The sequence below is a fragment of the Streptomyces sp. NPDC054887 genome (assembly GCF_053610585.1).
Window position 1 is genome coordinate 1 of the sequence record NZ_JBSGYQ010000058.1, and the last position, 17,909, is coordinate 17,909.

Genomic DNA, 17,909 nt, shown 5'->3' on the forward strand with positions numbered 1-17,909 from the left:
GGCTAGGCCACCGCCAGCGACAGCGCGAAACGCTCCTTCTCGTCGGTCCACCACTCGCGCAGCTCCAGGCCCGCCCCGGCGAGCTCGTGGCGTACCCCTTCCCGCCGGAACTTGGCCGAGACCTCCGTGCGGATCTCCTCGCCCGCCTCGAACGACACCGCGAGGTCCAGTTCCGCGATCTTCACGGTCAGCGCGGTCCTCGCCCGCAGCCGCATCTCGATCCACTCGTGCGCCCCGTCCCACACCGCGACGTGGTCGAAGTCGCCGGGATCGAAGTCGGCGCCCAGCTCGCGGTCGATGACGGACAGGACGTTCTTGTTGAACGCGGCGGTCACGCCCTGCGCGTCGTCGTACGCCGCGACCAGCGTCGCCTCGTCCTTCACCAGGTCCGTGCCCATCAGCAGCGCGTCCCCCGGCGCCATCAGCGACCGTACGGACTTCAGGAAGACCGCGCGCTCGTCCGGCAGCAGATTGCCGACGGTCCCGCCGAGGAAGGCCACCAGGCGCGGGCCCGGCGTCCCGGGCAGGGCGAGCCCGCGCGTGAAGTCCGCGATCAGGGCGTGCACGGACAGGCCGGGACGCTCGTCGAGGAGCGACGACGCGGCGGCCGTCAGCGCGCTCTCGCTGACGTCGACCGGTACATAGCTGTGGAGGTGCGGAAGCAGGGCGTCCAGCAGATGGCGGGTCTTCTCCGAGGAGCCCGAACCGAGCTCCACCAGTGTGCGGGCCCGTATGGAGGCCGCGATCTCGGGCGCGCGGGCGATCAGGATCTCCCGTTCCGCGCGCGTCGGGTAGTACTCCGGCAGCCGGGTGATCTCGTCGAACAGCTCGCTGCCGCGCGCGTCGTAGAACCACTTCGGCGGCAGCGCCTTGGGGCTGCGGGTCAGTCCGTGCAGTACGTCGGCGCGCAGATCGGCGCCGGTCGCGTCCTCGGGCAGGGTGCGGGTCAGCAGGAACGGGCTCACGCAGGGGGCTCCTTGAGCGGGGTGAGAAGGACATCGGTGCGGGTGGCGGCGAGCAGGGTGCGGTCCGGGACCTCGCGCCAGTGGGGATCGTCGTCGTACGGCTCGGAGGCCACGACCGTGCGGCGGCCGGGCTCCGCGTAGTACCAGAGGGTGTCGCCCCAGGCGGTCGCGGCCACCGTCTCGCCGTCCGTGAGCAGCAGGTTCAGCCGCGACCCGGGGGCCGCCCCGGCCAGCTCCAGGACCGTGTCGGCCAGCGCCTGGCCGAGCTCGTCCCCGTCGCGCAGCCGGTGCAGTACGAGCGCCCAGACCAGCGCGGAGTCGCACCGCGCCTCCAGGGCCAGCAGTTCGGCGGCGGGCAGCGCGCCGGCGAGCGCCGCGGCCGACCCCGGCCAGCCCTTGAGCGCGCCGTTGTGACTGAACAGCCAGGGCCCCGCGGCGAACGGGGCCGCCGCCGCCTCGCCGTCCGCGCCCGCCTCCGTCGCGTCGCGGACCGCGGCGAGCACGGCCTGGGAGCGCACGACCCGGGCCAGGTCGGCGAACGAGGCGTCGGCCCACATCGGGCCGGAGCGCCGGTAGCGGGCCGGCACCGGGTCGCCCTCGGCGTACCAGCCGACGCCGAACCCGTCCGCGTTGACGCTCCCGTACCGCTGGTGGCGCGGCGCCCACGCCTGGCGGTACAGGCCGTGAGCGGGCTTCACCAGGAGGTCGCCCAGGGGCACCGCGGGCCCCAGGCAGGCGAAGTGGCGGCACATCAGGACACCACCGGGCCCGGGGCTGCGTCCCGGGTGTCCGGCGCGTCGCGCGCCGTCCGGAACCCCGCGAAGATCTGGCGGCGTATGGGCAGGTCCCAGTTGCGGAACGTACCCCGGCAGGCCACCGCGTCCACCGCGAACGAACCGCCGCGCAGCACCTTGTGCGCGCCGCCGAAGAACACCTCGGAGTACTCGCGGTACGGGAAGGCCGCGAAGCCCGGGTACGGCAGGAAGTCGCTCGACGTCCACTCCCAGACGTCCCCGATCAGCTGGCGCACGCCGAGCGGCGACGCACCGGCGGCGTACGCCCCCACCGGCGCGGGCCGCAGGTGCCGCTGGCCGAGGTTGGCCAGTTCGGGGGTCGGGTCGGCGTCGCCCCACGGGTAGCGTGTCGAGCGCCCCGACACCGGATCGTGCCGGGCCGCCTTCTCCCACTCGGCCTCCGTGGGCAGCCGGCGGCCGGCCCACCGCGCGTACGCGTCCGCCTCGTACCAGCTGACGTGCAGCACCGGCTCGTCCTCGGGCACGGGCTCGACCACCCCGAAGTGCCTGCGCAGCCACTGGCCGCCCTCGCGCCGCCAGAACAGCGGGGCGCGGAGGTCGTGCCTGCGGATCTGCGCCCAGCCCTCGGGCGCCCACCAGCGCGCGTCGGCGTACCCGCCGTCCGCCATGAAGCGCAGATACGCGCCGTTGCTCACCGGGACCGTGTCCATGAAGAACGCCGGGACGAAACGGTGGTGCGCGGGCCGCTCGTTGTCGAGCGCCCACGGCTCGGTGGACGTGCCCATCGTGAACGGGCCGCCGGGGACCAGCACTTCGGGCCCGGCGGCCGGAGCGCCCGTGGCACGCGGCGGCGGGGGACCGGTGAGCGCGACGGGCCCGCGCCGCAGCTGATGGGTGATCAGCATGGTCTCGTCGTGCTGCTGCTCGTGCTGGGCGACCATGCCGAACGCGAAGCCGGCGTCGAGCAGCCGGCTGCCGCGCAGCGGGCTGCTCTCCAGTACGTCGAGGGCCCGGCCCCGTACGTCGGCCGCGTACCCCCGGGCCTCGGCGGGGGCCAGCAGCGGGAGCGAAGGGCGCTCGGCGCGCGGGTGCTCGAAGGCGTCGTACAGCGGGTCGATGTCCGGGCGCATCGCCTCGCGCCCGGCGACCGCCCGCAGCAGCCACAGCTCCTCCTGGTTGCCGATGTGTGCCAGGTCCCAGACCAGGGGTGACATCAACGGCGAGTGCTGGGCGGTCAGTTCGTCGTCGTCCACGCAGTCGGTGAGAACGGCGGTGCGCTCGCGCGCCCTCAGCAGCGCGTCGACGGCTCGGGTCCGCAGCGACTCGGGGTCCGTGGTGGTGGAGGGGGCTGTGGAGGTGGAGGGGTCGCTCATGTGCGGAGGTCCTTCCCGTGAGCGGGGTCGAGCAGATCGTCGGCGGGGCACCGCCCCTGGACGACGTACCGCTCGGTGAACGCGGCGACCGCGCACTGCACGGCCGTCGACGCGCCCAGGCGGGGCAGCGCGTCGAGCGCCGCGTCGAAGCAGGTCTCGGCGGCGGCCCGCAGCTCGGCGTCGGCCAGCCCGTACCGCGCGGCGTTGATGTACAGCGGGTTGCGCGGGGCGGGCAGCGAACCGGCCGTCTCCGCGAGGGGCTTGACCGCCCGGTACGCGATCTCCGAGGCGGCGGGGTCGTCGAAGAGCGCGGTGGTCACGGCGAGCGGGACGATCCAGCCGTGCTCTCCCGGCTGCGCGTCGATCATGCGCAGTTCGAGGTGGCCGCGCGGCCGTACCGGCGGGAAGAGCGTGGTCAGGTGGTAGTCGAGGTCGGCGCGGGTCGGCGGACGGGGCGCCCCCGAACGTATCCAGGAGCGGAACGACATCCCCTCCGGCACGTCCCAGGGCCGGTCCGGGCCGCCCCTGACGCACATCACGGGTGCGTCCAGCACGCGCTCCGTCCAGGCGCCGCGCGGCTCCGCGTCCAGGGGCGGTGCGAGGGACCGGCCGGGTTCGATCTCCGTCCACAGGGCCTGCCGCGTCGACCGCCAGCCGGTACGACGCCCGTGGTGGAAGGGGGAGTTGGCGAACGCGGCGGTCAGCACCGCGCCGAGCAGGTGCGCGAGCAGCCAGCGCCGCCCGTGGCCGAGCGGGCCGGGCTCCTCGTTCCCCGCGTCCAGACAGACCTGGACGGACGCCGACGAGCACATCATGGCCCGCCCGGCGGGGCCCGCCCGGTCGAGGTACGCCTCCATCGCGTCGTACCGCGGCTCGCGCAGCAGGCGCTTCGGGGGGTGCCAGGGATCGGTGCCGATGCCGGTGAGGCCGAGATCCCGGGAGCGCAGAACGGCGCGTACGGCGTCGAGGTCGGCGGAGACGGAGTCGACGCATGCCGTCAGGGACGGGGCCGGGAGGGAGCTGAGTTCGAGCTGGCCGCCCGGCTCGACGGTGAGGGCCGAGTGGAGCGGCAGGGCCCGCAGGGCGGTCATGGCCGCTTCGAGGCGGGCCGGCTCGACGGGGAGTTCGGGAAGGTGCAGTTCGTGGACGAACCATTCGAGTTCGACGCCGACGATGCTGGGTGGACCTGTCTTGAAACAGATGCCGCGCAGTAATGCTTCCGCTCCGGCTTCCGTGACCGGCGCGCTCTCCTGCGCGAAGTCGGTCGGGGGCATGGGCTGTTCCTCCTTGCCGTCTGTCGGTCCGGCGGCGTGCCGTGATCGTGCCGGTGCCCGCCCCGGAAGAGGGACGGGCATCGCCCTTCAGCTAAAGCCACCGGGGCCCGATCGCACAAGAGCGTCCGGCGGCGTGAAAACTCCGTTGCGCCGGTGGCCCCCGGTGGCCGACGCTCTCACCTGTGAGCGCACGACTGCGGGGCATCGCGAAAGAGACCGAGGAGATCGTCCGGGCGGGCCGGTACGCCGTTCCGGGCGGCCGTACCGTGCCGATCGGCGAGGAGGTGGCCGCCGCCCTGGCCGGGACCAGGATGTACGGCCCCGGCCCGGTGGCCGTCACGCCGGACACGGACCGTACGACGGCCTTCGAGGTCACGGGGGAGAGCAGCCTGGAGGCGGCGCGCCGGCTGACCGGCCGGGGCGCCGGACCCGTCGCCGTGCTGAACTTCGCCTCCGCGCGCAATCCGGGCGGCGGGTACCTGAACGGCGCACAGGCGCAGGAGGAGGCGCTGTGCCGTGCCTCCGCCCTGTACGCGACGCTGCTGCGTGCCCCCGGGTTCTACGCCCACCACCGGGCCGACCGCAGCCCCTTCTACACCGACCGGGTCATCCACTCGCCCGGCGTCCCCGTCTTCCGCGACGACCGGGGCGCCCTGCTGGCCACGCCGTACACCGTGGGGTTCCTGACCTCGCCGGCGCCGAACGCGGGAGTGATCCGCAGCCGGGAGCCGGACCAGGAGCACCGCATTCCGGCGGCGCTCGCGTCCCGCGCGGAACGGGTCCTCGAGACGGCCGCGGCCCGCGGTTACCGGCGGCTGGTGCTGGGGGCCTGGGGATGCGGCGTCTTCATGAACGACCCCGCCGCGGTGGCGGGCGCGTTCCACGCGCACCTCACGGGAGCGGGCCGTTTCTCCGGCCACTTCGACGAGGTGGTCTTCGGCGTGCTGGACCGCACCCGCACGGAGTCCGTGCTGGGCGCCTTCCGCACGGTGTTCGCGGCCCGCGCACACGTCACGGCCCGCGGCGGGGCCGGCGCGCGGACGCGGGCGCCGGAGGAGGCCGCACCCGGGTGAGGTCCGGGTCTGGACGGCCCAGTCCGCGGAGCGGGCCCGGCGACCGGACCACAGGCTCGGTGCATGGCCACACGCATCCTGATCGCCCTCGTCGCCGCCGGCCTGATGGGCACGGCGGCCGTGTACCCGGCGCCCGCCGCACCGCGCCCGGAGCCGCCGTCGCACCGGGGGCCCGTCGGCGCCCCGGCGCCCCGTACCGTCTCCGGCTGGCTGCCCTACTGGGACCAGGAGGGGGCGTATCAGGACGCCCTCGCCCACGCCGGGCAGCTGCACACCGTCAGCCCCTTCTGGTACCACGGCGTTTCGGCCGGGCGCGTCGAGGGCCACCCGGGCGCGGGGGAGCAGCGGATCGTCGACGGACTGCACGCCGCGGGCGTCAAGGTCGTGCCGACCGTGAACGAGACGATGAAGCCCGGCGCGCTGGCCGCGATCCTCATCAGCCCGCAGCGCCGCGCGAGGCACGTCCGTGCCCTTCTCGACATCGCCGACCGCCGCGACTACGACGGACTCGACCTCGACTACGAGTCCCACGCCGCGGCCGACGACGCCACGTACAAGCGGGTGCGCGCCGGCTACGTCAAACTCGTCAAGGGCCTCTGCCGGGGCCTGCGCGCCCTGGACAAGCAGTGCGTCGTCACCGTGGGGGCCAGAACGGCGACCACCGGCCGGATCTGGGACTACGCCGGCGTCGGGCGGGCGGCCGACCGGATGCGCGTCATGGCGTACGACTACCACTGGAAGGGCGGCAGGCCGGGCCCCCTGTCGACCCCTCAGTGGTACGACGAGATCCTGCGCGTCGCCACCGCCGAGGTCCCGGCCGCGAAGATCGAGCTCGGGCTCCCGGGATACGGCTGGGACTGGCCCGCCGACGGCTCGGCACGGGCGAAACACGTCACCTGGAAGGAGGCCGAGGCGCTGCGCGTCGCCAAGGGGGCGCCCTACACCCTCGACCCGGAGTCCCGGACGCCGCACTTCGGCTACCTGGACGGTGAGCAGCGGCGCGAGGTCTGGTACCAGGACGCGCGCGGCGTCGCCGAACACCTGCCGGTGCTGCGCAAGTACGGCGTCACCCACACGGCGCTGTGGGCGCTCAACTTCGAGGATCCGGAGCTGTGGCAGGTCCTCGCGACCGGCTGGGACGCCGCACGGGCGGGGGCCGGCCGTCCGCCGTGGGGGCGGCCTCCGGCCCGCACGCGCGCGACGGCGGTCAGATCCAGCCGTCCAGTGACGTCATGAACGCGTCGAAGTCGTCGCGGTGGATGGTGTGGCCCGCGCCCCTGACCGTACGGACTTCGAAACCGCGCTCGGCCAGCACCGCCGCCCTGGCCGCGTCGACGAGGAGGCTCGGGTCGGCGAGCTGCACCAGCGACGGCACGACCGGCGCGGCGGGCAGCAGGTCGAGTCCCGCCGACGCGGCCAGGCCGAGCGCCGACGCCTCGTCCCAGACCCGCAGCGTCTCCAGCTCGATGTCGACGTCCGCCGCTTCCCAGCGCGGATTCATGGCCGCTATCCGCTCCCGGGACGCCTCCTTGAACCCGGCGAAGAGCCCGGGATCGAAACCCTCGTCGGCGGTGGCGAGGTGCCACGCCGGATCGGAGAAGACGGCACGCCGCGGACGCAGGCGGTCCACGGCGAGCGACAGCGTGAGACCGCCGAGGGAGTGGCCGATGGCGAGGTCGGCCCCCGCCGGGAGCGTTTCGACGAGATCGTCGGCGAAGATCTCCGGTGTGTAGTCGCCCCGGGCGCTGGCGCCGTGTCCGCGCAGGTCGACGGCGATGACCCGGTAGCCCTTCGCGGCCAGCGCGGGACCGACGCGCCGCCAGGTGCGGTGGTCGGCCATGATGCCGTGGATGAGGAGCGCGAGGCGGTCGCCCTCGCCCCAGGTACGAGTGTGGAGCTGCACGGTGGTGCCTTTCGGTAGGTGGGGTCAGCGCACGGAGCGGATCGGGCGCACGGCGAGCGCGCCCAGCACCGCGAGGCCCGCCGCGACGAGGAAGAGCGTGGTGTAGCCGCCGAGGCCGACGATCAGGGAGGCGATGAACGGGGCGACGATCTGCGGCCCGGCGTTGGCGATGTTCAGTACGCCCATGTCGCGGGCGGCGTCCTCCGCCTTCGGCAGGACCATGGTCACCAGCGCGGTGTCCACGGCCATGTAGCAGCCGAAGGCGAGGCCGTTGACGGTGGCGAAGACGATCATCGCCGCCCAGCTCGTCGACACGGCGGGGACGACCAGCGCGACGGCCGACAGCGCGGCCGAGGCGCCGACGAAGAGCTTGCGCCGGTCGAAGCGGTCCGACAGGTACCCGCCGAGGACCGTGGACACGATCATGGCCACGCTGGTGACCGGCATGAGGACCGCCACCGCTTCCTCGGCCCGCAGGCCGGCGGGCAAGGCGGTGTGGTCCTTGATGATGTAGAGCAGGAAGCCGTTGACGGCGAAGTACCCGAGGATCAGCAGGGCCCGGCCGATGAAGGCCCAGCGGAAGTCGTGGGACTTCAACGCGCCCGCGAAGGCGGTGAGTTGGTCCCGTACGGGCAGTGACGGCCGCACCGGCATGCGCTGTTCGCGGGCGCAGGCGGTGAACAGCACGGCCGAGGCGGCGACCAGGGCGCCGAAGACCAGGTAGCCGGTGCGGTGGTCGTCGGAGAGCGCGGCGCCGGTCAGCGCGCCGAGCGTGCTGCCGAAGGGCAGGCCGAGTCCCACGGCAGCGGAGGCCCTGCCGCGCGCGGTCGTCGGGACCCGGTCGGGGACGACGGAGGTGAGGGCGGCCTGGTAGACGTTCATCACGGCCTGGCCGAGACACCAGGCGATGGTGATCATCAGGACCGTGTGCACGCTGCCGAGCAGGAACATCGCGGGGACGGCGAGCAGGCCGCCGCCGAGTATCCAGGGGTTGCGGCGTCCGGAGCGGTCGGACAGGGCGCCCGCCACCGGGTTGAAGACGGTCGCGAAGATCGCGGAGACGCCGGCGACGAGGCCGAGGTTGGCCACCTTGGCGGCCGGGTCGACGGCCTCGACCTGGAGGGCGAGGAGTACGCCGCCGACGCCGATGTAGAGCGCGTACATGGTGGTGTTGCCGACCAGGAGCAGCGGCAGCAGACCGCGCGTCGGCGGGGGCGGGGCGGTGGGGCCGGCTTCTCGCGCGCCGGGGGTGTGGGGATCGGGGGCGTCTGGAGTGCCGGGAGCGTCGGGAGCGCCGGGGGTGCCGGGCGGGGAAAGGGCCACGCTGCCCTCCATGAGGAGTGTCAGAGGAGACGGGCGGATGCGGAAGACGGGCGGGAGCGGGTGGTGCCGTGCGGGACGGCACGGAGGGTGAAGGCGACTGGCGACACGGACCGTGCCGACGGTGGTGACACGTGTCAGTTACATGTCAGCATTGTGTAGCACTCATTTCCGGCCATCCGCCAGACCCCGTTCACCACCGATCTGGAAAGATGCCGAAGGCGATGAGCCAGACACCGAAGCAGTCCGCCGATGGTCCCGTTCCCACCAGCACCGATGTGGCGCGCCTGGCCGGGGTCTCGCGCGCCACGGTGTCGTACGTCCTGAACAACACGTCGGCGGTCCGGATCAGCGAGCCGACGCGCCGCAGGGTGCGTGAGGCCGCCGAGGAACTGGGTTACGTGCCGCACGCGGCCGCGCGCAGCCTGCGGGCCGGGCACACCCGCATGGTGCTGCTGCCCACCGCCCACGTACCCGTCGGCCCCCTCTACGGCCGGTTCCTCAACGAGGTCCAGTGGGCCCTGCGCGCGCTGGACTACACGGTCGTGCAGTACGGCAGCCTGGGTCTCGGCGCGGACGAGGCGGCCCGCGCGTGGGCGGAACTGCGGCCCGTGGCCGTCCTCTCCCTCGGCGAGATCGGACTCACCCCGCACGGTGTGCGGGTGCTCAAGCGCTCCGGTGCCAAAGCCGTCATCACGCTCGGCCCGCAGCGGGTGGAGGGCGCGCACGCCCTGGTCATGGACCAGCGGACGATCGGTGCCGCGGCGGCGTCGCACCTGCTGGAGCGCGGCCGGCGCCGCATGGGAGTGGTCGTACCGGCGGAGCCGGGCCTGAGCATGTTCTCCACACCGCGGCTGGCGGGCGTGCGCAAGGCGGTGTCGGCCGCCGCCGCGGACGGCGAGGCCCGGGTCGAGCCGCTGACCATGGCGTACGACGAGGAGTCCGCCGCGGAACTCGCCGGGCGCTGGCGCGGACTCGGCCTCGACGCGGTGTACGCGTACAACGACGAGTACGCCCAACTCCTCATGCGGGCGTTGCAGGACGCGGGCGTCGACGTGCCGGGGGAGTGCGCGGTCGTCGGCGCGGACGACCTGCTGCTCGGGAAGCTGCTGCGGCCCCGGCTGAGCACGGTCCACATCGAGCTGCCGACGGGGCGGGAGATAGCCGAACTGGTCGACCGCGTGGTGCGCCGGCCGGAGGGCGAGGTGGAGCGCCACGACCTGATGGCGGCCCACGCGATCCGGCGCGAGTCCAGCTGAGCCGCCCGTTCACCCGGGCCGCCGGCCCGTACGTGCACGCCTGTCGCTGGACGGCACGTGTGCGCCGGTACGCGAACGCCGGACGGGGCCGGATCCCGCCGCCCCCGCATCGCACCCCGCCCCGAGAGCGCGGGCGCGGCCGGCACCAGGACAGCACCCGCCCCCATGCCCCGCGCCCTCACAGTGAGCGACGCGCCCCGCCCAGCGCCCGCAGGTCCGTCTCGATCAGCGCCGCCGTCTCCCGCAGCGCCGGCAGCAGCGCCTCCCGCATCTCGGCCGGCGTGCCGTCGCCCGCGTGCCTGGCCACGTTCAGCGCGGCCGCCACCCGGCCGTCCCCGCCGCGCACCGGCACCGCGAGCGAGCGCAGGCCGTCCTCCAACTCCTCGTCCACCAGGGCGAATCCGTCGGCCGCGACCCGCTCCACGATCCGGTCGAGCTCGACCGGGGAGGTCACGGTACGCCGTGTCAGCGCCGGCAGGGCGTCAGGCAGCGCGGGCCGTTCGTCCCGGGCGAGGTCCGCGAGCAGCACCCGGCCCATCGAGGTCGCGTACGCCGGGAACCGCGTCCCCACGGTGATGTTGACGCTCATGATCCGCACCGTCGGCACACGGGCCACGTACCGGATGTCCGCGCCGTCCAGCACGGCCAGTGACGCCGACTCGTGCACCCGCCGCACCAGCGCCGCCAGATGAGGGCGGGCGATCTCCGCGAGCCCAAGTCCCGACAGCCGCGCGCACCCCAGTTCGAGCACCTGCGGCAGCAGCCGCCACCGGCGCCCGTCCGAGGCCACGTACCCGAGGTGCTCCAGTGTGAGCAGTGAGCGCCGGGCCGTCGCCCTCGCGAGACCGGTCGCCTCGGCGACCGCCGTCAGGGCCATGCCCTCGCCCCGGTCGGCCCCCAGCGCACCGAGGACGGCGAGTCCGCGCGCCAGCGACTGGAGGAAGTCAGGCCCCAGTTCGCGCTTGGCCTCCAGTGAGGTGTCCCGTACGGGCGCGCTCCGGGGCGCGGGCCGTGGCGCCGCCAGCGCCGCCTCCAACTCGCCCCGTACCGCGTGCAGTCGGGGCAGTACCGACTCCCGCAGCGACTCCGGGGTGTGCCGGCTCGTGTGGCTGACCACGCTCACCGCGCACACGGTGCGCCCCGCCCCGTCGCGTACCGGCACGGCGACCGCGACGAGCCCCGGCTCGATTAGCTGGTCGTCGCCGGCCCAGCCGTCCGCGCCCGCCCGGGCGGCCCGCTCCTCGAAGGCGTCCCCGCCCGGCGGCCGGCCCGGCGGCGGCAGCGCCGCGAACCCGGCGCCCAGCGGATCGGCTTCCCGCCGCGCGCGCCAGGCCCGCCACCCCGAGGCGTCCCACTCCGCCGCGAACAGCGCCCCCGGCGCGCAGCGCTCGGCGGGCAGCAGATCGCCGATCCGGAAGGCGAGCGACATCGTGCGCCGCCGTGTCGCCTGGAGGACGAACCGCACGCCCGCGACCCGGTCGTCCGGCACCGCCACCGACACGGACTCGTCGAACTCGTCCGCGAGCCGCTCCGCCGCGGGGCCCAGCGCCGCCGGGATCCCGCACGCCGTGAGGTAGGCGCCGGGCAGTTCCATCAGCCGGGGCGCGAGCGCCACCTCGCGCCCGTCGCTGCGCGCCAGGCCGAGCCGGTCGAGGGTGGACACCACCCGGTCGACGGTGGAGCGGGCCAGACCGGTCGACCGTGCGAGGTCGCTGTGCCGCACCCGGTCGTCTTCCGAGGGCGCGGACAGCGCGCGCAGCACGGCGAGCCCGCGCTCCAGCGGCCCCACGGAACCGTCGGGGGCGGCGGCGGACGGCGCGGAGGCCGCGGGGCGGGCGGCGTTCGGCATGGGATTCCTCCTGGCAGGCCGTTGACACCGGGCGGCGCTCGGCAGAGACTCGGGCGAAGTCAAATATGAACGATAGTTCATTGCGCGAACAATGAGAACTCCACGACTCCGGGAGAGACCCGATGAGCATCCGCGACGTCTACATCGTCGACGCCGTCCGCACACCGATCGGCAAGTTCGGGGGTGCCCTCTCCTCCGTGCGTCCCGACGACCTCGCCGCGCACGTCGTCAGGTCGCTCGTCGCCCGCACGCCCGACCTCGACCCGGCCAGGATCGACGACGTCTACTTCGGCGACGCCAACGGCGCCGGCGAGGACAACCGGGACGTCGCCCGGATGGCCGTGCTCCTCGCGGGACTCCCCGTCTCCGTCCCCGGCGTCACCGTCAACCGCCTCTGCGGCTCGGGCCTGGAGGCCGTGATCCAGGCCGCCCGTGCCGTGGCCCTCGGCGACGCCTCCGTGGCCGTCGCGGGCGGCGTGGAGTCCATGTCCCGCGCACCCTGGGTCCTCCAGAAGCCCGAGCGCGCCTTCCCCGCAGGCCACCAGCAGCTGCACTCGACCACGCTCGGCTGGCGCATGACCAACCCGCGGATGCCCGACGAGTGGACCGTCCCGCTCGGCGAGGGCGCGGAGCTGATCGCCGACAAGCACGGCATCACCCGCGAGCAGCAGGACGCCTTCGCCCTGGCCAGCCACCGGAAGGCGGCCAGGGCGTGGGCGGACGGCCTGTACGACGGCGAGGTCGTTCCCTGCGACGGTGTGGAGCTCTCCCGCGACGAGTGCGTCCGCGAAGGCTCGTCCATGGAGGCGCTGGCCAGGCTGAAGCCGGTCTTCCGCGAGGACGGCAGCGTCACGGCCGGCAACGCCTCGCCGCTCAACGACGGCGCCGCGGCGCTCCTGCTCGTCGACGAGGAGGGACTGCGCGCCACCGGCCGCGAACCGCTCGCCCGGGTCCGCGCCTCCGCCGTCACCGGCATCGAACCGCAGCTCTTCGGCCTCGGCCCGGTCGAGGCGGTCCAGCGCGCGCTCGCCAAGGCCGGCAGGTCCTTCGCGGACCTCACCACCTTCGAGCTCAACGAGGCCTTCGCCGCCCAGTCGCTCGGCTGCCTCGCGGAATGGCCGGATCTCGACCCCGCCGTCGTCAATCCGCGCGGCGGCGCCATCGCCCTCGGCCACCCGCTCGGGGCCTCCGGCGCCCGCCTCGCCGGCTCCGTCGCCCACCAGCTCGCCGCCGCGGGCTCGGGCACCGGCCTCGCGGCCCTGTGCATCGGCGTCGGCCAGGGCCTCGCGCTCGTCCTGGAGCGCTGACCGGTGCGTACCAGGGTGGGAATCATCGGAGCGGGACCGGCCGGCCTCCTCCTCGCCCGGCTGCTGCACCGGGCGGGCGTCGACTGCGTCGTCCTGGAGAACAGGACCCGCGCGTACGTCGAACAGCGCCAGCGCGCCGGCATCCTCGAACAGGGCACCGTCGACGCCCTGCGCGCCTGCGGGGCGGCCGACCGCCTCGACGCCGAGGGCCTGGAGCACCACGGCATCGAGCTGCGCTTCGACCGGCGGCGCCACCGCATCGGCTTCCCCGAACTGACCGGCGGCCGGTCCGTGACCGTGTACGCCCAGACCGAGGTCGTCAAGGACCTCGTCGCGCTCCAGCTCGCCGGGGGACCGCCCCTGCTCTTCGGGGCGCAGGCGCTCGCGGTCGAGAAGCCCGAGTCCGACCAGCCGGTGGTCCGCTTCACGCACGAGGGCCGCGAGCAGACCCTCACCTGCGACTACGTCGTCGGCTGCGACGGCTTCCACGGCATCGCGCGCGCCGCCGTCCCCGACGAGGTCCGCCGGACGTACGAGCGCACGTACCCCTACTCGTGGCTCGGCGTCCTGGCCGACGTCCCGCCGTCCTGCGACGAGTTGATCTACGCGCGCGGCGAGGACGGCTTCGCGCTGCACAGCATGCGCTCGCCCACCGTCTCCCGCCTCTACCTTCAGGTGCCCAACGGCACCGACCCCGCCGACTGGTCCGACGAGCGGATCTGGGACGAGCTCGACCGGCGGTTCGCGGTCGACGGCGACTGGAGCCTGGCGAGGGGGCCGATCACCGCCAAGTCCGTGACGCCGATGCGCAGTCACGTCACCGAGCCGATGCGCTACGGGCGGGTCTTCCTGGCCGGGGACGCGGCGCACATCGTGCCGCCGACCGGGGCCAAGGGGCTCAACCTGGCGGTGTCGGACGTACGGATCCTGGCCCGGGCCTTCGCGCACCACCACGCCACCGGCTCGGACGAACTCCTGGACTCCTACTCGGACTTGTGTCTGAGACGTGTGTGGCAAGCCACCCGTTTCTCGTACGACATGACTACGATGTTGCACCGTCAACCAAGCGAGGACGCGTTCGACACCCGAGTGCGTCTCGCACGGCTGCACCGTCTCGCTGCCTCCGAATCCGCCGCTGCGGAACTGGCCGCGAACTACACAGGACTGCCTCTCTGACTGGAGATCCGCATGCCCCTGCTCGACCCCAAGACCTGGCAGCCCGTCCGGCTCTCGGGCGGTGAGTCGGACGTCGTCGAGCCGGCCACGGGCGCGTCGCTCGGCGCTGTCACCCTCGCCACCGCGGACGACGTCGGCACCGCCGCCCGGACCGCCGGGGCCGTGCAGACGGCGTGGGCCCGTACGCCCCATTTCGCGCGCGCGGCCGTGCTGCGCCGCGCCGGTGACCTCTTCGCCGCGCACGCCGACGAGTTGCGGGAATGGCTCGTACGGGAGTCGGGTTCCATACCCGGCAAGGCCGACTTCGAGCTCCACGTCGCCGCGCAGGAGTGCTACGAGGCCGCCGCGCTCGCGTCCCGCCCTGCCGGGCAGGTGCTGCCGAGCGAGGCGCCCCGGCTGTCGTACACCCGGCGGGTGCCCGCCGGGGTGGTCGGCGTCATCGCCCCGTTCAACGCCCCGCTGATCCTCTCCATCCGCTCGGTCGCCCCCGCGCTCGCGCTCGGCAACGGCGTACTGCTGAAGCCCGATCCGCGCACCGCGGTGTGCGGGGGGCTGGCGCTGGCCGCCGTGTTCGCCGAGGCGGGGCTGCCGGAGGGGCTGCTGCACGTCCTGCCGGGCGGGGCGGAGGCCGGGAAGGCGCTGGTCGCCGACCCGGACGTGCCGGTCGTCTCGTTCACCGGCTCCACGGCCGCGGGCCGCGCGGTGGGCGAGGCGGCGGGCCGCGCGCTCAAGCGGGCGCACCTCGAACTCGGCGGCAACTCCGCCCTCGTCGTCCTGGAGGACGCGGACCTCGAAGGCGCCGTCGCCCAGGCGTCGTGGGGCTCGTTCTTCCACCAGGGCCAGATCTGCATGACCACGGGCCGCCACCTCGTGCACGCCTCGCTCTACGACGAGTACGTGGAGCGGCTCGCCGCCCGGGCCGAGTCACTGGCCGTCGGCGACCCGCACCGGGAGAAGGTGCACCTCGGGCCGGTCATCGACCAGGGCCAACTCACCAAGATCCACGGCCTGGTGGAGGCCAGCACCGCGCGCGGCGCGAAGCTCGTGGCGGGCGGCGCCCACCGCGACCTCTTCTACCGGCCGACCGTGCTCGCGGGCGTGGACGACGACACCCCGGCGTACGCCGAGGAGGTGTTCGGCCCGGTCGCGCCGGTCCGCTCCTTCGCCACCCTGGAGGAGGCCGCGGCGCTGGCGTCGGCGAGCCCGTACGGACTGTCCCTGGGCATCCTCACCCGCGACACCGCGCTCGGCGTGCGGCTCGCCGAGCGCATCCCCACCGGCATCGTCCACATCAACGACCAGACGGTGAACGACGAGGCGGTGGCGCCCTTCGGCGGAGTCGCCGCCTCCGGCACCGGGGCGCGCTTCGGCGGCGAGGCCAACCTGGACGCCTTCACCGAAGTGCGCTGGACGACGGTACGCGGCGAACCGGCGGACCACCCCTTCTAGGCAGCGGACACGCGACAGGGCCCGGCCGTACGTCCCGGCCGGGCCCTGTCCGTACTCTCCGCGCTCCGCCTAGCCCGCTTCCCGCGTGTCCTGTGCGCCCTGCGCGGCCTTCGCCTCTTCGACGGACTTGCGGACCTCGTCCATGTCGAGATTGCGCGCCTGCCCGATCACGTCCTCGAGCGCGGCCTCCGGCAGCGCGCCGGGCTGGGCGAACACCGCCACGTTCTCGCGCACGATCATCAGGGTCGGGATCGAGCGGATCTCGAAGGCCGCGGCCAGCTCCTGCTGGGCCTCCGTGTCGACCTTGGCGAAGACCAGGTCGTCGTGACGCTCGGACGCGCTCTCGAAGACGGGAGCGAACTGCCGACAGGGACCGCACCAGGAAGCCCAGAAATCGATCAGAACGAAATCGTTGTCCGACACGACCTGATCGAAGTTCTCCTTGGTGAGCTCGACGGTGGACATGGTGTGCTCCTCTTCCTGGCATGACGGGCGAAGCCGTCCCGCACAACGGCATGCGGGCTCGCGATATTCCGCCTGCCCGGCTGGCCACGGCGCACACCCCCGACCAGACTGCCCGTATGACGAATTCAGTGGATGCGGCGGCACCGGCGGAGTACGACGTCGTGGTGGTCGGGGCCGGGCCCGTCGGCGAGAACGTCGCGGACCGCGCCAGGGCGGCCGGGCTGACGACGGCGGTGGTCGAGAACGAACTCATCGGCGGCGAGTGCTCGTACTGGGCCTGCATGCCCAGCAAGGCCCTGCTCCGCCCGGTGACCGCGCGCGCCGACGCGCGCCGCGTGCCCGGACTGCGCGCGTCGGTGCAGGGGCCGCTCGACGTGTCCGAGGTCCTGGCGCACCGCGACTACTACGTGTCCGAATGGAAGGACGACGGCCAGGCCGGCTGGCTGGAGTCGATCGGCGTGGACATCCACCGGGGCCGGGGCCGGCTCGACGGCCCCCGGCGGGTCACCGTCGAGGCCCCGTCGGGCGAGCGCCGCACCCTGACGGCGCGGCACGCGGTGGCCCTGTGCACCGGCAGCCGCGCCGTCGTGCCCGACCTGCCCGGCGTCGCGGGGGCGAACCCCTGGACCAGCCGGGAGGCGACCAGCGCGGGCAAGGCGCCCGGCCGCCTCGTCGTCGTCGGCGGGGGAGTGGTCGCCGTGGAGATGGCCACGGCCTGGCAGGCGCTCGGCTCCCGGGTCACCCTGCTCGTACGCGGAGAGGGGCTGCTCGCCAGGATGGAGCCGTTCGCGGGCGAGCTGGTCGCCGAGGCCCTCGCGGAGGCCGGCGCCACCGTACGCACCGGAACCTCCGTCGCCGCGCTGGAGCGCGCCGAGGGCGGCGACGGCCCGGTCACCGTCGTCCTCGGCACGGGCGAGCGGATCGAGGCCGACGAGGTCCTGTTCGCCACCGGCCGCGCCCCGCGCACCGACGACGTCGGCCTCGACACGGTCGGCATCGAGCCCGGCTCCTGGCTGAAGGTCGACGAGAGCTGCCGCGTGGAGGGCAACGACTGGCTGTACGCCGTGGGCGACGTCAACCACCGGGCGCTGATGACCCACGAGGGCAAGTACCAGGCGCGCGTCGCGGGCGCGGCCATCGCGGTCAGGGCGCACGGCGAGCCCCTGGACACGGCCCCCTGGGGCGCCCACTCCGCCACCGCCGACCACGCCGCCGTACCCCAGGTGGTCTTCACCGACCCGGAGGCCGCGGCGGTCGGCCTCACCCTCGCGGAGGCCGAGGCGGCGGGACGCCGGGTGCGGGCGGTCGACTACGACATGGCGTCCGTCTCGGGCGCCGGCCTGTACGCCGACGGCTACCGGGGCCGCGCCCGCATGGTCGTCGACCTGGACCGCGAGACCGTTCTCGGCGCCACCTTCGTGGGCCCGGGCGTCGCCGAACTGCTGCACTCCGCCACCGTGGCGGTGGCCGGCGAGGTCCCGATCGCCCGCCTGTGGCACGCGGTCCCGGCCTACCCGACGATCAGCGAGGTGTGGCTGCGCCTCCTGGAGGCGTACCGGGGCTGAGCGGGCTCGCGCCCGCCGAATCCGGGCGAGCGCCCCGGCGAGTCGGGCGGAGTTCCACCGACACGGAAAACAGGACGATTCACAAGCCGGGTCGGGATGGCAAGGTGCAGGAGCCGCAGTTGCGATACGGCTGCGGCCGGCGCGGCGATGGCCGGGCCGTGGTACGGAACAAAGGA

15 protein-coding genes are annotated in these 17,909 nt (G+C 74.2%); 7 read left to right on the forward strand and 8 right to left on the reverse strand.

What is annotated here, in order from left to right; translation table 11 throughout:
* Nucleotides 1-2: 2 nt before the first annotated feature.
* From egtD to egtA, 4 genes are read right to left on the reverse strand one after another with little or no spacing between them, the layout of a single operon-like run.
* Nucleotides 3-965 (reverse strand): L-histidine N(alpha)-methyltransferase, encoded by a 963-nt coding sequence (egtD, locus tag ACWGH0_RS26840; RefSeq protein WP_453406816.1) that lies wholly within the window; start codon nt 963-965, stop codon nt 3-5.
* Complete coding sequence (gene egtC, locus ACWGH0_RS26845; RefSeq protein WP_453406817.1) at nt 962-1,717, reverse strand: ergothioneine biosynthesis protein EgtC; 756 nt, start codon at nt 1,715-1,717, stop codon at nt 962-964. The genes egtD and egtC overlap by 4 nt, the downstream gene beginning before the upstream one ends.
* Nucleotides 1,717-3,093: an ergothioneine biosynthesis protein EgtB gene (gene egtB / locus ACWGH0_RS26850; RefSeq protein WP_453406818.1), complete on the reverse strand. Its 1,377-nt coding sequence runs from the start codon at nt 3,091-3,093 to the stop codon at nt 1,717-1,719. The genes egtC and egtB overlap by 1 nt, the downstream gene beginning before the upstream one ends.
* Nucleotides 3,090-4,367 carry an ergothioneine biosynthesis glutamate--cysteine ligase EgtA gene (egtA, locus tag ACWGH0_RS26855; RefSeq protein WP_453406819.1) on the reverse strand — a complete coding sequence of 426 codons (1,278 nt, stop codon included), beginning with the start codon at nt 4,365-4,367 and terminating at the stop codon, nt 3,090-3,092. The genes egtB and egtA overlap by 4 nt, the downstream gene beginning before the upstream one ends.
* Nucleotides 4,368-4,549: 182 nt before the next feature.
* On the opposite strand from egtA, the gene ACWGH0_RS26860 reads away from it, so the two are divergent.
* The gene (locus ACWGH0_RS26860) at nt 4,550-5,440 is read left to right on the forward strand and encodes a TIGR02452 family protein (RefSeq protein WP_453406820.1); all 891 of its coding nucleotides are present in this window, start codon (nt 4,550-4,552) and stop codon (nt 5,438-5,440) included.
* Nucleotides 5,441-5,503: 63 nt separating this feature from the next.
* Nucleotides 5,504-6,676 carry a glycosyl hydrolase family 18 protein gene (locus ACWGH0_RS26865; RefSeq protein ID WP_453406821.1) on the forward strand — a complete coding sequence of 391 codons (1,173 nt, stop codon included), beginning with the start codon at nt 5,504-5,506 and terminating at the stop codon, nt 6,674-6,676.
* On the opposite strand, the gene ACWGH0_RS26870 is transcribed toward ACWGH0_RS26865, so the two are convergent.
* Complete coding sequence (locus ACWGH0_RS26870) at nt 6,648-7,343, reverse strand: alpha/beta fold hydrolase (protein ID WP_453406822.1); 696 nt, start codon at nt 7,341-7,343, stop codon at nt 6,648-6,650. The genes ACWGH0_RS26865 and ACWGH0_RS26870 overlap by 29 nt on opposite strands.
* 24 nt (nt 7,344-7,367) lie before the next feature.
* Nucleotides 7,368-8,666 carry an MFS transporter gene (locus ACWGH0_RS26875; protein WP_453406823.1) on the reverse strand — a complete coding sequence of 433 codons (1,299 nt, stop codon included), beginning with the start codon at nt 8,664-8,666 and terminating at the stop codon, nt 7,368-7,370.
* A 221-nt stretch (nt 8,667-8,887) separates the two neighbouring features.
* On the opposite strand from ACWGH0_RS26875, the gene ACWGH0_RS26880 reads away from it, so the two are divergent.
* Nucleotides 8,888-9,922, forward strand: coding sequence for a LacI family DNA-binding transcriptional regulator (locus ACWGH0_RS26880; RefSeq protein WP_453406824.1), 1,035 nt, complete (start codon nt 8,888-8,890; stop codon nt 9,920-9,922).
* 178 nt (nt 9,923-10,100) lie between these two features.
* Here the strand turns inward: ACWGH0_RS26880 and ACWGH0_RS26885 are convergent, their stop codons facing one another.
* Nucleotides 10,101-11,771, reverse strand: a complete 1,671-nt coding sequence (locus tag ACWGH0_RS26885) for an IclR family transcriptional regulator domain-containing protein (protein WP_453406825.1) — start codon at nt 11,769-11,771, stop codon at nt 10,101-10,103.
* Nucleotides 11,772-11,893: 122 nt separating this feature from the next.
* Between ACWGH0_RS26885 and ACWGH0_RS26890 the strand changes: the two genes are divergently transcribed.
* The 3 genes from ACWGH0_RS26890 to ACWGH0_RS26900 are packed head-to-tail and all read left to right on the forward strand — an operon-like array spanning nt 11,894 to nt 15,703.
* Complete coding sequence (locus ACWGH0_RS26890) at nt 11,894-13,078, forward strand: thiolase family protein (RefSeq protein ID WP_453406826.1); 1,185 nt, start codon at nt 11,894-11,896, stop codon at nt 13,076-13,078.
* A gap of 3 nt (nt 13,079-13,081) precedes the next feature.
* Complete coding sequence (locus tag ACWGH0_RS26895; RefSeq protein WP_453406827.1) at nt 13,082-14,254, forward strand: 4-hydroxybenzoate 3-monooxygenase; 1,173 nt, start codon at nt 13,082-13,084, stop codon at nt 14,252-14,254.
* A gap of 12 nt (nt 14,255-14,266) precedes the next feature.
* The gene (locus tag ACWGH0_RS26900; RefSeq protein WP_453406828.1) at nt 14,267-15,703 is read left to right on the forward strand and encodes a benzaldehyde dehydrogenase; all 1,437 of its coding nucleotides are present in this window, start codon (nt 14,267-14,269) and stop codon (nt 15,701-15,703) included.
* A gap of 69 nt (nt 15,704-15,772) precedes the next feature.
* Here the strand turns inward: ACWGH0_RS26900 and trxA are convergent, their stop codons facing one another.
* Nucleotides 15,773-16,168: a thioredoxin gene (gene trxA, locus ACWGH0_RS26905; protein ID WP_453406829.1), complete on the reverse strand. Its 396-nt coding sequence runs from the start codon at nt 16,166-16,168 to the stop codon at nt 15,773-15,775.
* A 116-nt stretch (nt 16,169-16,284) separates the two neighbouring features.
* Between trxA and ACWGH0_RS26910 the strand changes: the two genes are divergently transcribed.
* Nucleotides 16,285-17,733, forward strand: a complete 1,449-nt coding sequence (locus ACWGH0_RS26910) for a dihydrolipoyl dehydrogenase family protein (RefSeq protein WP_453406830.1) — start codon at nt 16,285-16,287, stop codon at nt 17,731-17,733.
* The last annotated feature ends 176 nt before the right edge of the window (nt 17,734-17,909 follow it).